Genomic DNA, 20,883 nt, shown 5'->3' with positions numbered 1-20,883 from the left:
CTCAAGCCTCTTTGCGCGCGGAGAAAAACTCCGTTTCACTGACAATACGGTTGACCAGGCGGCCCACACCTTCAACTTCCACCACCACTTCATCCCCCGGTACCACATCGGCCAGGCCCTCGGGCGTGCCGGTGGCGATCATGTCGCCCGGTTGCAGGGTCATGAAGCTGGACAGGTATTCGATGAGGTAGGGGATATCGAAAATCATGTCTTTCGTGCTGCCTTCCTGGCGCAGTTCGCCGTTGATCCAGGTGCGCAATTTCAGGTTGCCTGGGTCTGGCACATCGGCCACGTCGACGATCCACGGGCCGACCGGGGTGGTGGCGTCGCGGTTTTTCACGCGAAGGTTGGGGCGGTAGTAATTCTCGAGGTAGTCGCGGATCGCATAGTCATTGCACACCGTGTAACCGGCCAGGTAGTCCAGGGCGTCGGCGCGTTTGACGTTGCGCGCGGTCTTGCCGATCACCGCCACCAGCTCGCACTCGTAGTGCATGTAGGCGACGTTGTCCGGGCGCCAGGTGACTTGGCGGTGGCCGGTGTAGGTGCCCACCGATTTGATGAATGCCAGCGGTTCGGTCGGCGGCGTAAAGGCCAGTTCGGCGGCGTGGTCGGCGTAGTTCAAACCCAGGGCGAACATGTTGCCGGTGGCGGGTGGCAGCCATTGCACCTGGTCTTCGGCCAGCAACCGCCCATCCTCCAGGCGCACGCTGCAGTCGGCTTGCACCAATACGTTGTGGGTTGCACCTTCAAAGCGGATACGTGCGCGTTTCATGCCGATGCCTCTGCTGCAATGGTGTTGCTCAGTCGGCCTATGCCGGTGATGTCGACCTCAACCTGGTCGCCTGGCTGCACATCCACGCGGCCTTGCGGAGTGCCGGTGATCAGCACATCGCCGGGGTACAGGGTCATGAACTCGCTGATCTCGGCGATCAATTGCGGGATGTCGCGTACCCAATGGGCGGTAGAGCTTTCCTGGCGCAGCTCGCCATTGACGAACAGCTTGAGGCTCAGTTGATTGGGGTTGGCCACTTGATCCCGCGCAACCAGCCGTGGGCCCAGGGCGCAAAACCCATCGCGGCATTTAGCTTTGACGGCAGGGCGGTAGTAGCTGTCTTCCGGCAGGCTGAATTCATTCACCACCACATACCCGGCCACATGGGCCATGGCGTTCTCCGGGCTGACACGGCTGGCGCGCTGGCCGATCACCACGCCCAGCGCCGGGCCCGGTTGCAGGCGCTCGCCGTGCGGGTGTAACACCACGCCGTCGTGCCCATTGCGCGTGTTGGGGGTTTTGATAAACAGCACCGGCTTGGTCGGTGGCTGCTGGTAGGGCGCCTGCTGGAAGGCGGCGAGATGCTGGTCCAGCAGGCCTTGGTAGTTCAGCGCAACGCCGAACAGGGTGCCGCTGGCAACATCATGCAGGGTACGACTCATGCGTTTCTCCTGGCGGTGACGACGGCTGCACAGGCCGTTCGTTAAGTTGTTAACGTTATAATTAATATGTTAACTACCGTCAAGCGTGGCACACTGCGCTGGCCTCACAACAACAAGAAGAGAGCCCCGTGAAGCCGATTCCCAACATCAACATCGGGCAGGTCTACGACCAGCGCTACAGCGACGCCGAGGTGCATTACGACAAGCTCGGCAACCTGGCAGGTTTTTTCGGGCGCAATATGGCCGTGCATCGCCATGACCGGTTTTTCCAGGTGCATTACGTCAAGAGTGGCGCGGTGCGGGTATATCTGGATGACCACCAATACGTTGAATCGGGGCCGATGTTTTTTCTCACGCCGCCCACGGTGGCCCACGCTTTTGTCACCGAGGCCGATGCCGACGGGCATGTGTTGACGGTGCGCCAGCAACTGGTGTGGAGCTTGATCGACGCCGACCCCAGCCTTGCTTGCGGTGCCGCATGTGTGGCCTTGACTGGCGACGCCGAGGGTCTGGAGCCACTCTTCGAGGCGCTGTGCAGTGAGATCAACGCCGAACGGGCAGGGCGCGCCGCCGCCCTCGACAGCCTCACAAGGCTGATCATGATCCGCCTGCTGCGCCTGTGCGCCCACGCCCAGCCCGCACGTCCGACAGCCCATGAAGACCTGCGTATCTTCCATCGCTTCAACGAACTGATCGAAGCCCACTATCTGGAACATTGGCCGTTGGCGCGTTATGCCCAAGGTATTGGCGTGACCCAGGCGCGGCTCAATGAAGTGTGCCGGCGCATCGCCGACCTGCCCTCCAAGCGCCTGATCCTTGAACGGCTGATGCAGGAGGCCAAGCGCCTGCTGTTGTTTACCGGCAGTTCCGCGAATGAAATCTGCTACCAACTGGGGTTCAAGGACCCAGCGTATTTCAGTCGGTTTTTCTTGCGGTACGCGCAGATGACGCCGGGGGAATATCGGGTGCGTCAGTCGGCGATACGCTGAGGATTGTTCGGAGAAAAAGCGCAACGCTGAGGAATTTTCTGATAGCGGTTCGTTGAACGAGAAGGATGTTGTTACCTGTCTGGCAGGAACTTTTCCGACCGCCTGGCCACGCATGAGTACTTGTTCAGTGCAGGCTTTCGGCAGCGGCGGTGAGCAAGTAGCGCCTGATAGTTTTCGCTTGTCCTCCTTCAATTAAATGAGACTTCCTACAATGCTCACGCACACTCAGCCTGCTTACTCACCTGCGCACTCAACGTTTACACAGCCTGATAAAACCCTTGATCAACCCGTTACAGATCGACCCAATCCCTTGGGTCAATCACCGGCACATTATCCGATTGGCCCAAGCGTTAACTCAAACCGTGACGCAGAGCTGGGGGAACTGTTGAGGTTGTTGGGTACATTAGTCGTGGCACTTAAAACATGGATGAGCAGGGAGAATGAGGCGCCGAAACCCCAGCCACCCGTTGTGGCTTACCCAACCCCTGTTGTGAGTTCGCCGCACAGACCACTGATGAATACGCAGACTGCACCTGACACCGTGCCAACCGTTAAAAGTGTATGGAAAGAACAATTGGCGCCCTTCATGAACCGGCCGAACCTGGCCAAGACCCGAAGCGCGTTTGATACCGAACTCGCTGAGATGTTTTCAGATAAAAACTATGAGCCAATCACTACGTTTATGTCTGAAAAACCCAAAGGGCAAAAGCCTGACGACCTGCGCAATGGGTTGCGTGCCACGTATGAGAACTTTCCTTACCTGGGCATCTTGGGCCGAGAGGAGCACGTGGCCGCGATCAAGGTTGTCATGGCTACATTCGGGCAAAGCCCTATCGGGATTTTCAAGCACGTCGTCAAACATGGCGACCACTATGACGTGACGATGCGAGACGGCTTCAAGCTGATAATCACCGTTGAAGAACTTGAACTGGCGGCCAGGGCGGCAAAGTTCAGTGGCGGCGATGAAGGCATGGTCAAGGATGCGCAATTTCTGTTTGGCGTGATGAGCAAGCGCCAGCACATTGAGCTGGCGCGCGAGAGGGCCGCGGACCGTTTCTTCAGCCACTATGAAAAAGACAGCGCGTACCATGCCGAGGCTAGTTATCCGGGTGTACTGGTGGGGGCCGGAGGCGGCATCGACGGTGACACGGCGCTGTCCTATCTGGGGCTGAAAGAACATATGCAGGTCATCGAGGCCAGTGCTTTGGGGGCGCAGGTCGGGGTGCCGTTGGACAAGGGCGGGAGAAACAAGAACGGCGTGATTATTGAGGGCGTGATGGAGGGCCAGTTATACAACACGCCGGTTTCACCGTCATTGAAGGTAGTCACCCTTCGCGGGTAATTTGAAGTGTTCGGTAAGTGTCAGGAGGTTATCCAACATGTTAGTGTCTTGCGTTAATGCTGTTGCTCTTGGTCATGCCAGGGCGAGCGATGCTGTAACTTCTCCAGTTGTTGTGTCTTCTTCCAATCCGCCTGCGCCAGCCAGCGAAGCCAAACAACTGAGTAGCCTGGTAGGCGAGTTGGAACGTCTGTTGGCCACGTTATCCGCTCGGTTGAAACCCGACGTTGATTCAGTACCTTTGCCTGCGAGTGTCACCGATAACCGCACCGTCAATCGTGACGAATTCTTGAAAGGTACGCCTGCGAATACGGGCATCAAGCCCACTGATATTTTCAAAAGCTTTTACCAATTGACCGAAGGTAATTGCGTGACGATATCCGCCATTAAGGCCGTGATGATGAGATTCGGCCATAACCCTTACGGTATTTACAAATCCATCGTGGTCACCGACACCGGCTATCGTATTGTCACGCGCGATGGGTTCAAGCTGCACATCACCCATGACGAACTGAAGCAGGCCACGGCCGGCGCCAACTTCGGCTCCGACCGGCCCAACGATGTTCTGGTCAATGCACACTTTCTATATGCCGTCAGTGCCAAACGCGCCTACCTCGAAAATAATGACGGGGAGGCTAATAAGAGTTTTGCCGCAGCCATACGCAGCCTCAATGATGGCGAGTATCCGGGACAGGCCTTGCGTCGCCTGGGCTTGAAAGACTTCGTGGCGCCCGCAACCCTCCAGGACTTCCTGAACGGCGCTATCGGCACGGTCACCAGCGGCTTTCATTCGATGGCCGTGGTGGGCGGCTTCCTGGACAAATACGGGCACAAACAACCACTGGAAAGCGGCGATGCAAACCGGCGTGCCGCGGTTGGGCTCAAGTTACTCTAACGTCGTGTGTTTATCAGGCGCCCACCATCCATTTGGCCAGGCCATGCCGGCCGCTCACGCCCAGCTTGGCGGCTGCGCGCTTGAGGTAGGTCTCGATCGAGCTGTTTTTGACACTGAGTTTCTCCGCGATTTGCGGCACGGTACCGCCGGTCAGCAGACCGAGGCACACCTCCTGTTCCCGCGCCGAAAGGGTGATGTCGCTCAAAGACAAGCGTTTGTAGAATTCACGCTGCAACTGCGATTGTTCCAGCAGGGTATGGGCCGGCTCAGTTTCGGCGCGTGGAGCCTGGCGCAGGCTCTGGGCGTGCCGCTCCATCAACGGCAACAGTGTGTCCGACAGGCGCTTGAGAAACGACAACTCAGCCAGGGAAAACCCCTGCTGGGTCGGCGGACGGTAGAACGAAATCACACAACGTCGATTGCCCTGGCGCGATACCAGGTTGCATTGGTGGGAAGTGCCGCGCGGATGCGCGCTGTTGGCCTTGGCGTTCATCTGGATCAGCAGCGGGTCTTGCATGTGCAGCATCTGCCGCAACAGCGGGTGGTCGTTCAGCGCATGCAAGGTCTGGGGCACCGACAAATCCTTTTTCACCCCGGCGCTGCCCAGTAACTTGATGCCCAGCACGCGGTCGCGCAGTTCATCCAGGGTCCATTCGCTGAGGTCTACCAGGTGAATCGGTACCCACTTGCCCACCAACTGCAACATCGTGGCGGCGAAATGTTCGTCGCCGCTGTTTGAAATCAACTCGCCCATTTCGGCATAGAAAAAATGCGGGCCGCAGGTGCCGCCAATACTGGGGGTCAGACTCATAGCCATCTCATCCTTGATGTCGAAAACCGTCAACGGTTGCCCAAGGCCTGTGCAGGGCGCTCCGTACTGCTTGAACGTAACTCGGCGTTCGAAATTTCATTTAGCCATGGGGCTTTGTCCTACGTATGTAGCGGGAACGAGGGACACAAGCTGCCATAAAAACTGCGCCATTAAACCGACGTTTCTCATGAGTTGAGCCGGCTACGTACAGGCATAAGTTATTTTTAGTTTTGCTTAACTTACTGAAAATCATTAGGAAAATAGAAAAAACAGGAGGTATCAAAAACGCCACTATCGATCAGATGTAGCCAATCTCCTACAGCGCTTTAATCATTTCAGCCATGCACCGTCGGCCAAGGCCTATCCCTCCGTTTGAATGTTCGGGTTTCGGGTGACAGCCCCCCCGGCGGCCATGCTCCCATCCGGCAACTTCGGCGTAATGAGCCACCTCTGCGCGGCGAGTGCCTGACCCCCCATGAGAAGGATCTTATGCAGCATTCCTCCAGCCTGCCGGCCCGCTTCTCCCTCACTGGCGCCCAACAAGACATTTGGCTCGACCAACTGCGCGTGGGCGAGTCGCAATCCTGGCCCGGCGTGGTCTCGACACCCTGGCGGGGTTGTTGGCGATCCTCAAGTCCGAGGCCTGCTACGTGCCGCTGGACCCGGCCCATCCCGCCGAACGCCTGGAGTATCTGCTGCACGATAGCGCACCGGTTGCCATCCTGACCCAGCAGAACCAGGGACACGGCTGGCTGGCCCTTTACAAACCATGACAAAAGCCAGCAAGTACAGTGCCTCAGCGTATCCCCGGAACAAACGCCACACTCCCTCCCTCACGCGCCCTGAACAACCGCTCCCCATTATCCGGCTGGGTCGTCACCACCTGATGGTCCACCCCTAAAAACGCCAACGGCGTCGGCTCGTCCTTGGAATACTGCGTGACGATAATCGTGCGTTGCGGATCAAATCCCTGGCCGCTGGTTTTTTCCAACCACGCCATGAACGCGACGCTGTCGCCCTGGCGCGGGAAGTCCTGGCTTTCGCTGACGTAGTAGAAAGGTTTACCGTGGTTTTGCAGGTACATGGGCAGCTTGTTGTCGACCTCTACCAGCACCAGTTGCCATTGGTTCCAGGGCGCGCTTTTCTCCGCCTGGGCTTGCAGGTCGGCGGCGAAGCGGGTAACGCCGCCGTTGCCATTTGTCCAAGGGTAGATCACGCCCAGCACCAGCAAGAGCAGGCCTGCGCTGAGGCCAAAGCCTGTTTGCCAGCGCGGCCAGCTCATCGGTTTTTTGCGCAGGCGTTCACTCAGCCACCAGGCGGCGAGCAGTTGGGCAAAGGGTACCAGCGGCAACACGTAGTAGCTGCGGCGGCTGCCGCTGGCGGTGAAGAATACAAACAACAGGCCCAGGCCCCACACCAGCCAGCGTACGTTGGGCGGCGCTCTGCGCCAGTTGCGCACGGCCAGCCACAGGCCAAGTATCCAGCAGGGTGCCCAGGGCAGGGTGTAGACCGGCAGGTAAATCAGGTAGGTGTAGATCGGCCCCATATGGTCGAAGGGGTCGAAGAAACGCACCACGTTTTCGCGGAACACCAGCTCCAGGCCGCTCTCGCCGTAAGTGGGGGCGCCGTAGCGGTGGGACAGTACAAAGGGAATCGCGTACACGATGCCTGCGATGAGCAGGGCCAGCACCAGGCGCAGGTTGAGGTGGCGTTTGTAGCGGTGTTCGCTGAGCAAGTGTGGCAACAGCACCAGCGCCGGCAGCACCACACCGATCAAACCCTTGAACAGCGAGGTGGCGGCCAGCAACAGGAAAAACACCGTGTAGCGCCCCAGCCGCGTGTCATCCGGCCCACGCCAATACCACCACACCGCTGCCAGTACGCCACACACGGTGAGTACATCGGCGGTGGCCACGCGAGCCCAGAACAGGAAATAGAAGGTGGTGGCGAGCATCCACCCGGCGATCAGCCCGGTGCCTCTGCGAAACAGGCGTTCACCGATCAGGTACACCAGCCAGATGCTCAACCATGCGGCAACCACCGATGACAGGCGCAGCGACCAGGGGCCGAGGCCGCCCAGCAGGTGGGCAAACCCGGTAATCAGCCAATAGGAGGGCAGGGGTTTGTCGTAATACGGCGTGCCTTTGAGATACGGGTCGAAGTAGTCACCGCTTTGCAGCATCTGCAAGGCGATATTCGCCCAGCGCGTTTCCGGCCCCCACAGGTCGCGGCTGCCCAGGCCCAGCAAGAGCAGCAAGGCCGAGGTGCCCAGCAGTAACACCAGGGCGCCGCGTTCGGTTTTCCAGAAGCTCATGGGGTGGTCCCTGTGGCAGGCGCTGCATTCAAGGTTGTTGGGGGTAAATCGTCAGCACCAGGTTGCCCTTGCGATAGCGTTTGCCGCCGGGGGGCAATTGCCCTTCTTCGCGATGTTCGCTGGTGCTCTTGACCTGCATCAGCACGCCGACCGGCCCGTGTTGGCGTGCCTCGACCAGCCAGGCCTGGACGCTGTCCGGCGTGACCTTGCGCTGTGCCGCGTCTTCGTAGTTCAAGCCGTAGCGCAGCTCGCCCTGGGTGTTATAAAACGCCACATCGGGCCGGCGCAGGCGCCAGGTCAAGGCCGATGCCAGGCCCAGGTCATTGCTTAGCAAAGCACGGGTAGGTTGCAGTTCGTCCAGATGTTCCAGCACGAATTGGTCGGGCATCTCGTTATCTTCGATCAGGGCCGGCATGCCCGCCGGTAGCAGGGCCACCAGCAAGCCAATGCCCAGGGCGGGCATCGCCCACAACGTCAACGGGCGCACCGCTTGCAGCAGGTTGGCGAGGATCCAGCCCAGCAGCACGATAAACGTCAGGGACAGGTTGAACATCTGCGCATGGCTATTGCCGTACAGCGGGCGGGTGATTTGCAGGTAAATCAGCGCCACCATGGCCGTCATGCCGAGCACGAAATTGAGCGCGCCGTTGATGACCAGTGGGCGCGCCTTGCCTTGCTTGATCAGGTCGATCAAACCGTGGCCCATCAACAAGGCCAGGGGCAACAGGCACGGCATGATGTAGGTCGGCAATTTGCCTTTGCTCAGGCTGAAAAAGCCCAGGGGCAGCAACAGCCACAGGGCGAGAAAGGCAATCACCGGCTGGCGCTTTTCCTGCCAGGTTTTTAGCAGGGTGCCGGGTAACAAGGCAGCCCACGGCAGGCACGCCACCACCATGATCGGCAGGAAGAACCACAGCGGCCGCGCATGCTGTGCGTTGTCGGCGGCAAAGCGGCGGATGTGCTCATGCCAGAAAAAAAAATGCCAGTAATCTGGTTCGCGCAAGTGGATGGCCAGGGCCCAGGGCAGGCATACGAGCACGGCGACCAGCACCGCCAACGGCCCGTAGCGCATCAACTCGCCGACGCGCCGCTGCCAGACGAGGTAGGGTACGGCGATCAAGACCGGCAACAGCCAGGCCAGGAAGCCCTTGGTCATGAACCCCATGGCGCAGGCCACCCCCAACACCGCCCAGGCACAGAGGCGTTCGCGTGGCGTGCGGCAGTCCAGGGCAAACCACAACGCCACCAGGCTCAGGTTCACCCACAGGGTGAATTGCGGGTCGAGGTTGGCATACCCGGCTTGCCCGGCTACCAGGCCAAAACTCAGGTAGAGCAGCGCGCAGGCAAAGCTCTTGCGCGGGTCATTCCACACGCGCCGGGCGAGCAGGTAGGCCAGCACCACGCTCAGGACTGTGCTCAGGACCGAGGCGATGCGCACACCGAACAGGTTTTCACCGAACACCGTCTGGCCGAGGGCGATGAGCCAATAGCCGGCGGCGGGCTTCTCGAAATAACGCACGCCCATGAAGTGCGGCGCCACCCAGTTGCCGCTCATCAGCATTTCCTGGCTGACCTGGGCGTAGCGGGTTTCGTCTGGCGTCCATAAACCGTGAAAGCCCAGGGGCAACAAGATGAACACGGCAACACCCAGCAATAGCCAGGCCAGAGGGTTTACGCGGGGCATGCGCACATCGCTCCATAACGTTCAAGTACGGGCAATGGCGGTATTAACTTAATAGGGTGAAGCATCGTAAGGGTCACTAAGTAGTTGTAGGAAAACATAACTAACAGGCGCGACTAAACATGCCAGAACAGGGCTGTCGTTTTGCTGAACACGTTGTGGCTTAATATGTAAACAAGTGTAATTAAAGTTGTTTGAGTGCGGCGGTCCACTCTTCGCTGTTCATGGTGCCCATGGCCTTGAAGGTGCCGTTGGGCAGCACCTTGACGAACAGTGCGCTGCCGTACTCGGCGGCGGCTGCGTGGGGGAAGCCCAGGCTGGTCTGGAAGTCGCTCATGCAGGCGCTGTGGGTGATCAGCATCAGGTTGCGTCCCGGCTGTTTGTGGCCGAGGATTTCATCGCCCATGGCGTCGCCGCAGATGGCCAGCGGGCCGGGGGACAGTTCGGTCTTGCCGAACATGAACAGTGACGTCTGGGCGGTTCGCGTGGTGGGGCTGCTGAGTACGTCGGTCAGGGCCATGCCCAATGAATCAAAGGCTTTGCCCAGTTCGACGGCGCGTTCAGTACCGTTGATGGTCAGGCCATCGGCAGGGCCGAAGCAGGGGTTGGCAGAGCGGTCGCAGCGCTCCTCATGGCGCACCAGCACCACCAGCTCACCCTCGCGCCAACTGGCGAGCACCCCGGAGGTCAGCAGGCGATTGCCCACGCCCAGGTCCAGGGGCGAGCTGGGCCAGAATAAAAAGCCCGTCAACAACAAGGCGGTGACGCTGATGCCAAGCAGGTGCAGGCGGTATTTTCTCAGGCGTTTTAACCTTGACCTTTTGGGTTGGGGGTTGGCCAGGATCATGTCTGCCACGCGGTTCATCCTCGGCACTGTTTATTGTGTTTATAAAAAGGCTGCACGATTGGGCAGTTGCCCTTGGTGAGGCAGGAGACTGTCACAGCGCCGCTGTCTTTTTGCTGAACACTTGCATGTTAGGAGTGTCACTTGGATTAACTAATAAGTTGTGAGTCACCACGAGTTGGCGGGCACTTTAAAGTTCGGTGGATGGGCAGACGGTGAAATCCATGTGAAAAATTTGCGTGGGCAGGAGCGTCAGCCGTTATTCTCGTTGCTGGTCCTTCAGATGAGCGTTCTTATGTTGCAGGTGCAAGGTGTTGTTAAAAACTACGCGACCCCGCAAGGCCCGCTGACCGTCCTGGCCGGCGTCGACCTGCACCTGGGTGAGCGCAGCAGCCTGGCGCTGATGGGCGAATCGGGCAGTGGCAAAAGCACCTTGCTGCACCTGGTAGCCGGGCTGGACCGAGTGGACGCCGGCAGCATCCGCATCGGCGAGCAGCGCCTCGACCAACTCAACGAAGGGCAACTGGCCCATTGGCGCCGCACGCAAATCGGTCTGGTCTTCCAGCAGTTCAACCTCATCGGCAGCTTGCGCGTGGAAGACAACCTGGCGTTCCAGGCGCGGCTGGCGGGGCGTTTCGACCCGCACTGGCAAGCGCAATTGGTGGAGCGCCTGGGACTGGGCGACTTGCTCCGGCGTTACCCCGAGCAACTCTCCGGTGGCCAGCAGCAACGGGTTGCCGTCGGGCGGGCGCTGGCCTCGCGACCGGGTTTGTTGCTGGCCGATGAGCCCACCGGCAACCTCGACGAAGCCACCAGCGATGAAGTGCTGCAACTGCTGTTGGACCTGCTGCGGGACAGCCCCACCAGCCTGCTGATGGTCACCCACAGCCCGCGCCTGGCCGCACGGCTTGACCGGCAAGTGGTGCTGCACCGTGGCCGTGTCGTGCCAATGGACGCGCGCTGAAATGGCGCTGTTTTACTGGACGCTACGCGCATTGCTGAGCCACTGGCGGCGCCATCCGGTGCAATTTTTCAGCGTGCTCACCGGCTTGTGGCTGGCCACCGCGCTACTGACCGGCGTGCAGGCCCTCAACAGCCAGGCGCGGGACAGCTACGCACGCGCCAGCCAATTGATCGGTGGCGAACCCCAAGCCAGCCTGGTTGCGCCGGACGCCGCCAGTTTCCCCCAGGCACTGTTTGCCGAGCTGCGCCGCGCCGGCTGGCCGGTATCCCCGGTGGTGCAGGGGCGGGTGGTGCTCAAGGGACATGAGCAACAGCGTCTGCAATTGATGGGCATCGACCCTGTGTCGTTGCCCGGCAGCGGCAGCGTGGCGGGGCAACGCTTGAGCCAGGCGCAGATGCTGGCGTTTTTCGAGCCGCCGGGGCGTACCTGGGTCGCTGCGCAAACGTTAGAGGCGCTGGGGTTGCAGGCGGGCGAGCAGCCGCTGACGTCCACCGGGCAACGCCTGCCACCGTTGCAGGTACAGGCCGATATGGCGCCCGGCCTGCTGCTGACCGATATCGGCTTTGCCCAACCCCTGCTCAACATGCCCGGGCGCCTGTCGCGCTTACTGTTGGACAACACCTTCGCCGCCCGCCACCCCGCGCCACCCGCCGCGTTGCAACTCAAGCAGGGCGAGGACAACAACCTGTCACGCCTCACCGAGAGCTTTCACCTGAACCTGGATGCGGTGGGTTTTTTATCCTTTGTGGTGGGGTTGTTTATCGTGCATGCGGCCATCGGCCTGGCCCTGGAACAGCGCCGTGGCCTGCTGCGAACCTTGCGCGCCTGTGGGGTCAGCGCACGCATGTTGATCCTGAGCCTGGGCATTGAATTGGGGTGTTTGGCGGTGTTGAGCGGTGTGCTCGGTATCGCCAGCGGCTACCTGCTGGCCAGCCTGTTGCTGCCGGATGTCGCCGCCAGTTTGCGTGGCCTGTACGGCGCCGAAGTCGCTGGCCAATTGAACTTGAGCCCCTGGTGGTGGCTGGCCGGCCTGGGCGTGAGCCTGCTCGGCGCGTTGCTCGCCGGAGCCAGCAGCCTGTGGCGCGCAGCGCGTTTGCCGTTACTCGCGCTGGCCAACGCCCAAGCCTGGCATCAAGCCCATGGGCGCTGGCTGCGGCGCCAGGGCTGGGTGGCATCCGCCGCCTTGCTGATCGCGTTGCTGGCACTGTGGCTGGGCGATAGCCTGGCCGCCGGGTTTGTGCTGATGGCGGCCTTGCTGTTGGGCGCGGCGTTGGCACTACCGGTGCTGCTCAATGGGTTATTGAAAGCCGTGCTGGGGCGTAGTCGCTCGGTACTGGGCCAGTGGTTCCTGGCCGATTGCCGCCAACAACTGCCGGCCTTGAGCCTGGCGCTGATGGCGTTGCTGTTGGCCCTGGCGGCGAATATCGGCGCCGGCTCCATGACCTCGGGCTTTCGCCAGACCTTCACCCATTGGCTGGAGCAACGCCTCACCGCCGAGCTGTACCTCAACCCGCAAAATCCGCAGCAGGCCGAGCAACTGAAAACGTGGTTGACCCGTCAGCCCCTGGTGCAGGCCGTATTGCCCGCCTGGCAGGTGGCGGTGCAACTGCAAGGCTGGCCCGCGGAGGTGTTCGGCGTGGTCGACAACCCCACTTATCGTCAACACTGGCCGCTGCTGGAGGCGGTGGACGCGCCCTGGGACCGCTTGCTGCAAGACGACAGCCTGATGCTCAGCGAACAACTGGCGCGACGCCTGAAGGTGCAACTGGGCGACACGGTGTCCATCCCCACTCCGCAGGGCACCTGGGCGCCGAAGATCGTCGGCATCTATGCCGACTACGGCAACCCCAAGGGCCATCTGCTGGTCAATGTCCAGCACCTGTTGGCGCATTGGCCGACGCTCTCACCGGCGCGCTTCAACCTGCGGGTGGCGCCCGCTGACGTGCCGCCGCTGATTCGTGAAGTGCAGCGTGAGTTCGCCCTGGAAGACAGCCGCATCGTCGATCAACAGCAACTCAAAGGGTGGTCCAGCCAAGTCTTCGAACGCACCTTCGCCGCCACCGCGGCGTTGAACAGCCTGACCCTTGGCGTCGCCGGCGTGGCATTGTTCATCAGCTTGCTGACCCAGAGCCAAAGCCGCCTCGGCCAACTCGCGCCGCTGTGGGCGCTGGGCGTGACGCGCCGACAATTGATGCTGCTCAACCTCGGCCAGACCTGGCTGCTGGCGGTACTCACATTGATCCTGGCGTTGCCGCTGGGGCTGTTGCTGGCGTGGTGCCTGGATGCGGTGATCAACGTGCAGGCCTTCGGCTGGCGCCTGCCGTTGCAAGTATTCCCCGGGCAGCTTGCGCAATTGCTGGGGCTGGCGATGCTTGCCACCTTGCTCGCGTCGGCCTGGCCCCTCTGGCAGCTGTACCGCAGCCGCCCGGCGGATTTGTTGAGGACGTTCGCCCATGAAGATTAAGGCATTGGCGTGCATCGCCTGGTTACTGCTGAGCGGCTGCGACCAGGCGCCCGCACCCGAGGACAGTTTCGCCGGGCTGGGCAGCGATGCGGCGGACTTTGCCCAGGTGGTGCCCGGCAAAGTCTTCAGCTTTCCCGAGGACCACGGGCCCCATGACGGCTTTCGTATCGAATGGTGGTACGTCACGGCCAACCTCAAGGATGACGAAGGCAATGTCTTCGGCGTGCAATGGACGCTGTTTCGCAACGCATTGAAGGCCGGTCCCGTCCAACCGGGCTGGCGCGATTCAACCGTGTGGCTCGGCCACGCCGCCGTCACCTCGGCCACCCGGCACTACGCCGCCGAACGCCTGGCTCGGGGTGGCGTCGGCCAGGCTGGGGCTCAGGCAGAGCCATTCAACGCCTGGATCGACGACTGGAACTTCGCCAGCCGCCCCGGCACCGCCAGCCCCTTGGCCGACATGCGACTCAAGGCCAGTGGCGCGCAATTTGCCTACGATCTGCACCTGACCTCCAGCCGCCCGCTGGTGCTGCAAGGCGACCATGGCTACAGCCGCAAATCCGACCAGGGCCAGGCGTCGTACTACTACAGCCAGCCGTTTTTCACTGCCAACGGCAGCGTCAGCCTCGACGGCCATACCTACCAGGTCAGCGGCCCAGCCTGGCTCGACCGCGAGTGGAGCAGCCAACCCCTGGCCGCCAGCCAGACCGGCTGGGACTGGTTCTCCCTGCACCTGGACCGCGGCGCGCAACTGATGCTGTTTCGCGTGCGGCAGAAAGACAGCGACGGTTACCTCACCGGCACCTGGATCGACGCCCAGGGCCACACCCAGACCTTGCACAACAGCGACATCCAACTCACACCGCTGACCACCACGGCCATCGACGGGCGCAACATTCCCACACGCTGGTCGCTGAAAATTCCCGGCAAACAGCTGGACATCACCACCGAAGCCGTCAACCCGAAGGCGTGGATGGACCTGGGTATTCCGTACTGGGAAGGGCCGGTGCGGTTTGAGGGTGGGGTGGGGTATTTGGAGATGACGGGCTACTAGGAGGCTACAGCTGAGTTAATTTTTCCCTACGACTCGACGGGTAATACTCCCACAGATTTTTTAAAAAATACTGTACATGCATACAGTATTGTCCTACAGTCCATCCCAGGTGACCGGATGTCACCGGTTACCTGAGCTTCAATTTTTTAACTATGGATGGATAAAAAATGAAATCGAAAAAAGCCTTCATTCTGGGCGCGGCCATGGCGGCCTCTTGCTTCGTTTCGGCCTTTGCCCTGGCCGAGCAAACCCCGGCAAAACTCAGCGCGCAGGCGGTCAAGCAGGCCGTGGACAAAGCGTTGAAACCTGGCGGTACGCTGGAAAAGGCCAGCGTCTCGGGCGAGCTCAAGCAAAAGCTCAATGCCGCCAAGACCGGGCAGTCCAACGTCGTCAAAAAAAGCAAGGCAGCCGTCGGTAATGTGGCGATCGACTCCCCGGTTGGCCAGCTGGAAAAACCTGACTCGGCGCACATGAAACAGGCCGCGGTTGCAGCCTTCACGCCGTTGTTTCCCACCTTGGATATCAACACGCTTTACACTCTCACCGGTGTGGAGACCGGCGCGCAAATCGCTTACCACTTCAACCTGCCGAAAAACGCGCGAATCCAGGTGCAGCTGCTGAACCAGAGTGCCGGCACGGATATGTCGTTGACGCTGTTCCATGACGACGGCCAAGGCAACCTGACGCCGTTGGGCACCTCGGATAACCCCGGCAGTGCCGATGAATACCTCAACGGCGTGTTGCCGGCTGGTGACTACTACTGGTTCATGGTGGCCAATGCCGCGAGCAACTCGCAGTTCAGTTTCGGTGTGGCAGTGGACAGCAATATTGATGCCTACGAGCCCAACGACACTGAGCAAACCGCGTTCGCGCTGCCGGATGCCTTGAACCAGGTGACCGGTAACCTCGACAGCGTCAATGACGTGGATTACTTCTCCTTCGTCTCGTTGCGTGGCCAAGGTGTGGGCATGTTCCTGGGCGATGACGGTGCGGGCACGCGTAACCAGTGGATCTTCGAACGGTTCGATGGCACCCAGTGGGTGGAAGTCCCGCAGGGCTCTACTTCTACCTATCCCAACCTGACGCCGGGCTACACGGTCAAGGTGCGCGTGCGGGCCAACCCGGCGGTGGCATTGAACCCTCAGGCTCAATACAAGCTGACCCTCGGCTCGGCGCCACGCCTGAACCAGCACAATGTGAACGGCGATAACGTGGTGCGGATTCCCAGCTCGATCTTCCAACTGGCCACCCAGGCGGCTCGCAATCTGAGCTGGAGCACCCAGTGGTCAGACAGCACTGGCGAGCCCCTGCGCGGCGTCACTCCTGTACTGCGGGTCGACAAGCATTTTGGCGCCACTTACAACTGGGTCGACTATGAGGCCAAGACTGGCATCACCGGCGCGGCCTCGGGGAATGTCGCGCTGGGCACCTGCTCTGGGGACTACAAAGTGCGCTACCCGGACAGCGCCTCGGGCCAGACCTACAACTGGGAAACCTGGTTCAACGAGGGCGGCTGGCGCATCGAGCTCAGGGAGTTCCCTGGTGTGGGCGTGGGTGGCAATACCGTCCAATACGTCAGCCTCGGCCACATCTGCAGCCAGACTATCGTGCGCTGATTGATCTATGTGTGTGAAGCGGGGGGCAGTCCAGTTGGACTGCCCCTTTTTTTTACCGCGGGTTCCCAATGCAAAGTGCCAAATAGATAGTCCATCAACGGCAGCACGATGTTGAAGTTACGTCCCTGCATCAGCTCACGACGGTGATGCAAGGCGTGCAGGCGATGCATCTGGCGAATCCACGGTAGGCGTGCCACCGGGTGTTCGGCAGGCAGGTGTTCGCAGGCATGGAACACTTCGTAGAGCAGGTAGCCAAGGATCATGCAGCCTGCAAACAACCCGGCAACGTTGGGGCTCAGTTGGCTGAGCAGCCACCAGGCTGGGAGGGTGATGGCCAGGCTGTGCAGCACGATCAGCCAGGCTGGAAACAGGATGACGCGCCAGTCCCGGGGGCTGTCGTAAGTCATGTGATCAGGGGTGAAGAAGCTGTGGTGGTCGCCAGTGTGGCGTGCGTAGAACAGCCGGGCGAATGCATGTTTGTGATGGCCCAGGTGGCGGTGCACGAGGTAGATGCACAGGTTGAAGAACAGCAGGGTCAGGGGCACGGTCAGCCACTGCAGGGCGGTGATATCGGCGGTGGAGGACCAGGCCAGCGTGATGCAGGCGATGCCGTAGCCAAGCACGAATGCGGCGTGCAGCCAGGGGTTGTAACGCGGGTTGACGCTTGCGCGGTAACGGTCGCGGAAAGTCTCGGTCGGGTGGGGCATGGCCGGCTGCTCGCTGTGTTTTTATTTGAGGCTGAGCTTAGTTGGCGTAAGCGGATGTGCGAGTTTTTACTGACCACCGCATCCCCCTGTGGGAGCTGGCTTGCCTGCGATGGCGGTGTATCAGGGCCAGATAAGTAGACTGACACTGCGCCATCGCAGGCAAGCCAGCTCACATATTTTTGCCCGAGGCCGACCAGTGGAGACTTGCACAGGTCTGAATTAATTGTTAGCTTCTGGCAAAATGTTAACGATAACATTTGCTCTAAAAATAAAAACAAAACAGAGACCCACGCCATGAAAATGCTCCCAAAAACCCTGTGTTTACTGGCTGCCAGCATCACCCTGGGCAGCGCGACCCCCGCGTTTGCCGACGCCGCCAAGCCCATCCGCATCGGCGCCTCGTTCCAGGAAATCAACAACCCCTATTTCGTCACCATGAAAAACGCCCTGGAAGAAGCCGGCGCGACCATCGGTGCCAAGTTGATCATCACTGACGCCCGCCACGACGTGTCCAAGCAGGTCAGTGATGTCGAAGACATGCTGCAAAAGGGCATCGACATCCTGTTGATCAACCCCACTGATTCGGTCGGCGTGCAATCGGCCGTCAAGTCGGCCCATGCTGCCGGCGTCGTAGTGGTGGCGGTGGATGCCCAGGCAGATGGCCCGTTGGATTCGTTCGTGGGCTCGAAGAACTTCGACGCTGGTTTCCAGGCCTGTGAGTACCTGGCTAAAACCATCGGTGACAAAGGCAATATCGCTATCCTTGACGGCATCGCCGTGGTGCCGATCCTCGAACGTGTGCGCGGCTGCAAAGAGGCGGTGGCCAAGCACCCGGACATCAAGATTGTCAGCATCCAGAACGGCAAACAGGAACGCGATCAGGCCCTGACCGTCACCGAAAACATGTTGCAGGCCCAGCCTACCCTCAAGGGCATTTTCAGCGTGAATGACAATGGCTCCCTCGGCGCGCTGTCGGCCATCGAAGCCAGCGGTATGGACGTGAAGCTGGTCAGCGTCGACGGTGCGCCGGAAGCGATCAAGGCGATCCAGAAACCCGGCAGCCATTTCATCGCCACCTCGGCCCAATACCCCCGCGACCAGATCCGCCTCGCCCTGGGCATTGCCCTGGCCAAGAAGTGGGGCGCCCAAGTACCGGCCAGCGTGCCGGTGGACATCACCCTGATCGACCAGGCCAAGGCCAAGGACTTCAGCTGGTAAACCCCCCAGGCCCCGCGTAGTTCGTGGGGCCCAGGTCTTCCTTCTGAGTGCGAGGTCGGCGGTATGAGCAGTCTTCTGAAGCTGGAAAACATCTGTAAGCGTTACCCTGGGGTGCAGGCCCTCAAGGCCATCAACCTGCAAGTGGAGCGCGGCGAAATCCACGCCTTGCTCGGGGAAAATGGCGCGGGCAAATCCACCCTGATGAAGATTCTGGGCGGGGTCGAGCACCAGGACGAAGGGCAGATCCTTATCGATGGGCAGGCCCGACAATTTGCGACCTATCGGGATGCGATTGCCGCCGGGATTGGCATTGTGTTCCAGGAATTCAGCCTGATTCCCTACCTCACGGCGGTAGAAAATATCTTCCTTGGCCATGAGCTGAGCAACCGCTTCGGCCTGTTGCGCAAACGCGAAATGGCCGAGGCCGCGCAGGCGTTGTTCCAGCGCCTCGGGGTCAGCATTGACCTGCACTGCGCGGTCAAGCACCTGAGCGTGGCCGAGCAGCAGTTTGTCGAAATCGCCAAGGCCCTGGCCCTGGATGCACGCCTGCTGGTGCTCGATGAGCCGACCGCGACACTGACTCCCAGTGAGGCCGAGTTGCTGTTCGAGATCATGCGCGAACTCAAGCGCCAAGGCGTGGCGGTGATTTTTATCTCGCACCACCTGGAAGAGATTTTCCAGGTCTGCGACCGCATCAGCGTCCTGCGCGACGGCAGCAATGCAGGCGTTACCGAAGTGGCCGACAGCGATATCGATCACTTGGTCGAGATGATGGTCGGCCGCCGACTGGAATGCAGTTTCCCGCCCAAACCCAGCAGCGAACGCGGCCCCTTGCTGCTGGAGGTCAAGGATATCCAGCTGGTGCGCAACGGCCCCCACAACCGTTTCAATTTGCACAAAGGCGAGATCCTGGGCTTCGCCGGCCTGGTGGGCTCGGGCCGCACCGAGCTGGCCCTGGGCATGATGGGCGCGCTGCCCACGATGAGCAAAGACGTGTGGCTGCGCGGGGAAAAAGTCAGCCTCGATGACCCGGCTCAAGCCCTGGCCTGCGGCATCGGCCTGCTCCCCGAAAGCCGCAAGAGCGAAGGGCTGATCACCGCCTTCAGCATTCGCGAAAATATCTCCCTGAACAATTTGCCCAAGTATCAGCACGCCTCGGGCCTGATCGACAAGGCCCGCGAGTGCGCCAGCGTCGAAGCGCTGATGCGCCAGCTGTCGATCAAGGCACCCAGTGGCGAAAGCCTTGTGGTGAACCTCAGCGGCGGCAACCAGCAAAAAGTCGTGATCGCCCGCTGGATCAACCACCACTGCGACGTGCTGGTGTTCGACGAACCCACACGCGGCATCGACGTGGGGGCCAAGGCGCAGATCTACGCGTTGATGCGCAGCCTCACCGAACAGGGCTACGCGATCATCATGATTTCCTCCGAGCTGCCCGAAGTCATCGGCATGTGCGACCGCGTCGCCGTGTTCCACAAGGGCGCCATCGTCAAAGTACTGGAAGCGTCCGCCGTCAATCCTCAAGAGGTCATGCGCCATGCAACAGGGGGCTCAAGTGAATACGTCCATTAACACCGCCGGCACCGGCCGGTTGCGCCTGAACCTGGCGCGGCTGCTGCGTTCGTCGGCGTTTTATCCCTTTGTCGGGCTGGTGGTGGTGACCCTGGTGATGATCCTCGCCAGTGACACTTTCCTCACCGCCAGCAACCTCTCCAACATCGCCCGCCAGGTGTCGATCAACGCCATCATCGCGGTGGGCATGACCTGCGTGATTCTCACCGGCGGTATCGACTTGTCGGTGGGGCCGGTGATGGCGTTGTCCGGCACCTTGACCGCCGGGCTAATGGTCGCCGGGTTGCCGCCGGGCCTGGCGATTGGCGTCGGGCTACTAGTGGGCGTGGCCTTCGGCATCGGCAACGGGCTGTTCGTGGCGTACCTGCATATGCCGCCGATCATCGTCACCCTGGCGACCATGGGCATCGCCCGTGGGTTCGGGCTGATGTACACCGACGGCTATCCGATTTCCGGCTTGCCAGAGTGGTTCGCATTCTTCGGTCGCGCCAGTGTGTTTGGCCTGCAGGTGCCGATCCTGATCATGCTGATCACCTACTTGGCGGCCTATGTGCTGCTGCAACACACCCGCATCGGCCGCTACATCTACGCCATCGGCGGCAATGAAGAAGCGGTGCGCTTGTCCGGGGTGCGAGCGGCGCGTTTCAAGCTGCTGGTGTATGGCATCAGCGGCTTCACCGCCGCGATTGCCGGGCTGGTGCTCACCTCGCGCTTGATGAGCGGCCAGCCGAATGCCGGCGTGTCGTTCGAGCTGGATGCGATTGCCGCCGTGGTACTGGGTGGTGCGTCGATTGCCGGCGGCCGCGGAGTGATCATCGGCACCTTGCTCGGCGCCATGCTGCTGGGCGTGTTGAACAACGGTTTGAACATGCTTGGCGTGTCGCCCTACGTCCAGAGCGTGATCAAGGGCGGGATCATCTTGCTGGCGATTTTCATCAGCCGTCAGCGCCATCGTTAATACTTCACTACACAGGACCGAAC

General features: G+C 60.8%; 17 protein-coding genes and 1 pseudogene. 11 read left to right on the top strand and 7 right to left on the bottom strand.

Annotated features, from left to right (window positions below; translation table 11 throughout):
- Position 1: 1 nt before the first annotated feature.
- Positions 2 to 772, bottom strand: coding sequence for a fumarylacetoacetate hydrolase family protein (locus tag GH769_RS14475; protein WP_019821191.1), 771 nt, complete (start codon positions 770 to 772; stop codon positions 2 to 4).
- Complete coding sequence (locus GH769_RS14470) at positions 769 to 1,434, bottom strand: fumarylacetoacetate hydrolase family protein (RefSeq protein ID WP_014719070.1); 666 nt, start codon at positions 1,432 to 1,434, stop codon at positions 769 to 771. The genes GH769_RS14475 and GH769_RS14470 overlap by 4 nt, the downstream gene beginning before the upstream one ends.
- A gap of 128 nt (positions 1,435 to 1,562) precedes the next feature.
- On the opposite strand from GH769_RS14470, the gene hpaA reads away from it, so the two are divergent.
- The 3 genes from hpaA (at position 1,563) to GH769_RS14455 (ending at position 4,657) form a co-directional block, all read left to right on the top strand.
- On the top strand, positions 1,563 to 2,423 hold the full coding sequence (hpaA, locus tag GH769_RS14465; RefSeq protein ID WP_014719069.1) for a 4-hydroxyphenylacetate catabolism regulatory protein HpaA: 861 nt from the start codon (positions 1,563 to 1,565) through the stop codon (positions 2,421 to 2,423).
- Positions 2,424 to 2,937: 514 nt separating this feature from the next.
- On the top strand, positions 2,938 to 3,765 hold the full coding sequence (locus tag GH769_RS14460) for a type III secretion protein (RefSeq protein ID WP_224796950.1): 828 nt from the start codon (positions 2,938 to 2,940) through the stop codon (positions 3,763 to 3,765).
- A 37-nt stretch (positions 3,766 to 3,802) separates the two neighbouring features.
- Positions 3,803 to 4,657: a hypothetical protein gene (locus tag GH769_RS14455; RefSeq protein ID WP_239688368.1), complete on the top strand. Its 855-nt coding sequence runs from the start codon at positions 3,803 to 3,805 to the stop codon at positions 4,655 to 4,657.
- A gap of 13 nt (positions 4,658 to 4,670) precedes the next feature.
- On the opposite strand, the gene GH769_RS14450 is transcribed toward GH769_RS14455, so the two are convergent.
- Positions 4,671 to 5,468 carry a helix-turn-helix transcriptional regulator gene (locus tag GH769_RS14450; RefSeq protein ID WP_020301322.1) on the bottom strand — a complete coding sequence of 266 codons (798 nt, stop codon included), beginning with the start codon at positions 5,466 to 5,468 and terminating at the stop codon, positions 4,671 to 4,673.
- Between the two features lie 572 nt (positions 5,469 to 6,040).
- Between GH769_RS14450 and GH769_RS14445 the strand changes: the two are divergent.
- Positions 6,041 to 6,205 (top strand): annotated as a pseudogene (locus GH769_RS14445) (AMP-binding protein); the annotation flags it as partial.
- Positions 6,206 to 6,264: 59 nt separating this feature from the next.
- Here the strand turns inward: GH769_RS14445 and GH769_RS14440 are convergent.
- The 3 genes from GH769_RS14440 to GH769_RS14430 form a co-directional block, all read right to left on the bottom strand.
- Positions 6,265 to 7,782, bottom strand: coding sequence for a glycosyltransferase family 39 protein (locus GH769_RS14440; RefSeq protein WP_020301320.1), 1,518 nt, complete (start codon positions 7,780 to 7,782; stop codon positions 6,265 to 6,267).
- Between the two features lie 28 nt (positions 7,783 to 7,810).
- Positions 7,811 to 9,466: a lipid IV(A) 4-amino-4-deoxy-L-arabinosyltransferase gene (gene arnT / locus GH769_RS14435; RefSeq protein WP_020301319.1), complete on the bottom strand. Its 1,656-nt coding sequence runs from the start codon at positions 9,464 to 9,466 to the stop codon at positions 7,811 to 7,813.
- A gap of 181 nt (positions 9,467 to 9,647) precedes the next feature.
- Complete coding sequence (locus tag GH769_RS14430) at positions 9,648 to 10,328, bottom strand: histidine phosphatase family protein (RefSeq protein ID WP_019821204.1); 681 nt, start codon at positions 10,326 to 10,328, stop codon at positions 9,648 to 9,650.
- A gap of 274 nt (positions 10,329 to 10,602) precedes the next feature.
- On the opposite strand from GH769_RS14430, the gene GH769_RS14425 reads away from it, so the two are divergent.
- From GH769_RS14425 to GH769_RS14410, 4 genes are all read left to right on the top strand, one after another.
- Positions 10,603 to 11,271 (top strand): ABC transporter ATP-binding protein, encoded by a 669-nt coding sequence (locus GH769_RS14425; protein WP_020301318.1) that lies wholly within the window; start codon positions 10,603 to 10,605, stop codon positions 11,269 to 11,271.
- A gap of 1 nt (position 11,272) precedes the next feature.
- The gene (locus GH769_RS14420) at positions 11,273 to 13,735 is read left to right on the top strand and encodes an FtsX-like permease family protein (protein WP_020301317.1); all 2,463 of its coding nucleotides are present in this window, start codon (positions 11,273 to 11,275) and stop codon (positions 13,733 to 13,735) included.
- Positions 13,725 to 14,789, top strand: coding sequence for a lipocalin-like domain-containing protein (locus GH769_RS14415; RefSeq protein ID WP_020301316.1), 1,065 nt, complete (start codon positions 13,725 to 13,727; stop codon positions 14,787 to 14,789). Before GH769_RS14420 ends, GH769_RS14415 begins: the two co-directional genes overlap by 11 nt.
- 167 nt (positions 14,790 to 14,956) lie before the next feature.
- Positions 14,957 to 16,405 carry a hypothetical protein gene (locus GH769_RS14410; protein WP_020301315.1) on the top strand — a complete coding sequence of 483 codons (1,449 nt, stop codon included), beginning with the start codon at positions 14,957 to 14,959 and terminating at the stop codon, positions 16,403 to 16,405.
- Positions 16,406 to 16,410: 5 nt separating this feature from the next.
- Here GH769_RS14410 and GH769_RS14405 read toward each other — a convergent pair whose 3' ends face one another.
- Positions 16,411 to 17,112: a sterol desaturase family protein gene (locus GH769_RS14405; RefSeq protein ID WP_020301314.1), complete on the bottom strand. Its 702-nt coding sequence runs from the start codon at positions 17,110 to 17,112 to the stop codon at positions 16,411 to 16,413.
- A 294-nt stretch (positions 17,113 to 17,406) separates the two neighbouring features.
- Between GH769_RS14405 and GH769_RS14400 the strand changes: the two genes are divergently transcribed.
- The 3 genes from GH769_RS14400 (at position 17,407) to GH769_RS14390 (ending at position 20,860) form a co-directional block, all read left to right on the top strand.
- Entirely contained in the window at positions 17,407 to 18,330 is a 924-nt protein-coding gene (locus tag GH769_RS14400; protein WP_014719049.1) for a substrate-binding domain-containing protein, read from the top strand.
- 63 nt (positions 18,331 to 18,393) lie between these two features.
- Entirely contained in the window at positions 18,394 to 19,902 is a 1,509-nt protein-coding gene (locus tag GH769_RS14395) for a sugar ABC transporter ATP-binding protein (RefSeq protein WP_020301312.1), read from the top strand.
- Complete coding sequence (locus tag GH769_RS14390) at positions 19,868 to 20,860, top strand: ABC transporter permease (protein ID WP_020301311.1); 993 nt, start codon at positions 19,868 to 19,870, stop codon at positions 20,858 to 20,860. Before GH769_RS14395 ends, GH769_RS14390 begins: the two co-directional genes overlap by 35 nt.
- The last annotated feature ends 23 nt before the right edge of the window (positions 20,861 to 20,883 follow it).

Origin of the sequence: Pseudomonas sp. CFSAN084952 (assembly GCF_009648855.1) — a bacterium.
GTDB lineage: Bacteria > Pseudomonadota > Gammaproteobacteria > Pseudomonadales > Pseudomonadaceae > Aquipseudomonas > Aquipseudomonas paracarnis.
The sequence above is the reverse complement of the archived record's forward strand: the minus strand, read 5'-3'. Positions and strand labels throughout refer to the sequence as shown.

Coding starts and splice junctions, on each gene's coding strand:
- GH769_RS14475 (WP_019821191.1), bottom strand. CDS start 772: ATGAAACGCGCACGTATCCGCTTTGAAGGTGCAACCCACAACGTATTG.
- GH769_RS14470 (WP_014719070.1), bottom strand. CDS start 1,434: ATGAGTCGTACCCTGCATGATGTTGCCAGCGGCACCCTGTTCGGCGTT.
- GH769_RS14460 (WP_224796950.1), top strand. CDS start 2,938: ATGAATACGCAGACTGCACCTGACACCGTGCCAACCGTTAAAAGTGTA.
- GH769_RS14455 (WP_239688368.1), top strand. CDS start 3,803: ATGTTAGTGTCTTGCGTTAATGCTGTTGCTCTTGGTCATGCCAGGGCG.
- GH769_RS14450 (WP_020301322.1), bottom strand. CDS start 5,468: ATGAGTCTGACCCCCAGTATTGGCGGCACCTGCGGCCCGCATTTTTTC.
- GH769_RS14440 (WP_020301320.1), bottom strand. CDS start 7,782: ATGAGCTTCTGGAAAACCGAACGCGGCGCCCTGGTGTTACTGCTGGGC.
- arnT (WP_020301319.1), bottom strand. CDS start 9,466: ATGCCCCGCGTAAACCCTCTGGCCTGGCTATTGCTGGGTGTTGCCGTG.
- GH769_RS14430 (WP_019821204.1), bottom strand. CDS start 10,328: ATGAACCGCGTGGCAGACATGATCCTGGCCAACCCCCAACCCAAAAGG.
- GH769_RS14425 (WP_020301318.1), top strand. CDS start 10,603: ATGTTGCAGGTGCAAGGTGTTGTTAAAAACTACGCGACCCCGCAAGGC.
- GH769_RS14420 (WP_020301317.1), top strand. CDS start 11,273: ATGGCGCTGTTTTACTGGACGCTACGCGCATTGCTGAGCCACTGGCGG.
- GH769_RS14415 (WP_020301316.1), top strand. CDS start 13,725: ATGAAGATTAAGGCATTGGCGTGCATCGCCTGGTTACTGCTGAGCGGC.
- GH769_RS14410 (WP_020301315.1), top strand. CDS start 14,957: ATGAAATCGAAAAAAGCCTTCATTCTGGGCGCGGCCATGGCGGCCTCT.
- GH769_RS14405 (WP_020301314.1), bottom strand. CDS start 17,112: ATGCCCCACCCGACCGAGACTTTCCGCGACCGTTACCGCGCAAGCGTC.
- GH769_RS14400 (WP_014719049.1), top strand. CDS start 17,407: ATGAAAATGCTCCCAAAAACCCTGTGTTTACTGGCTGCCAGCATCACC.
- GH769_RS14395 (WP_020301312.1), top strand. CDS start 18,394: ATGAGCAGTCTTCTGAAGCTGGAAAACATCTGTAAGCGTTACCCTGGG.
- GH769_RS14390 (WP_020301311.1), top strand. CDS start 19,868: ATGCAACAGGGGGCTCAAGTGAATACGTCCATTAACACCGCCGGCACC.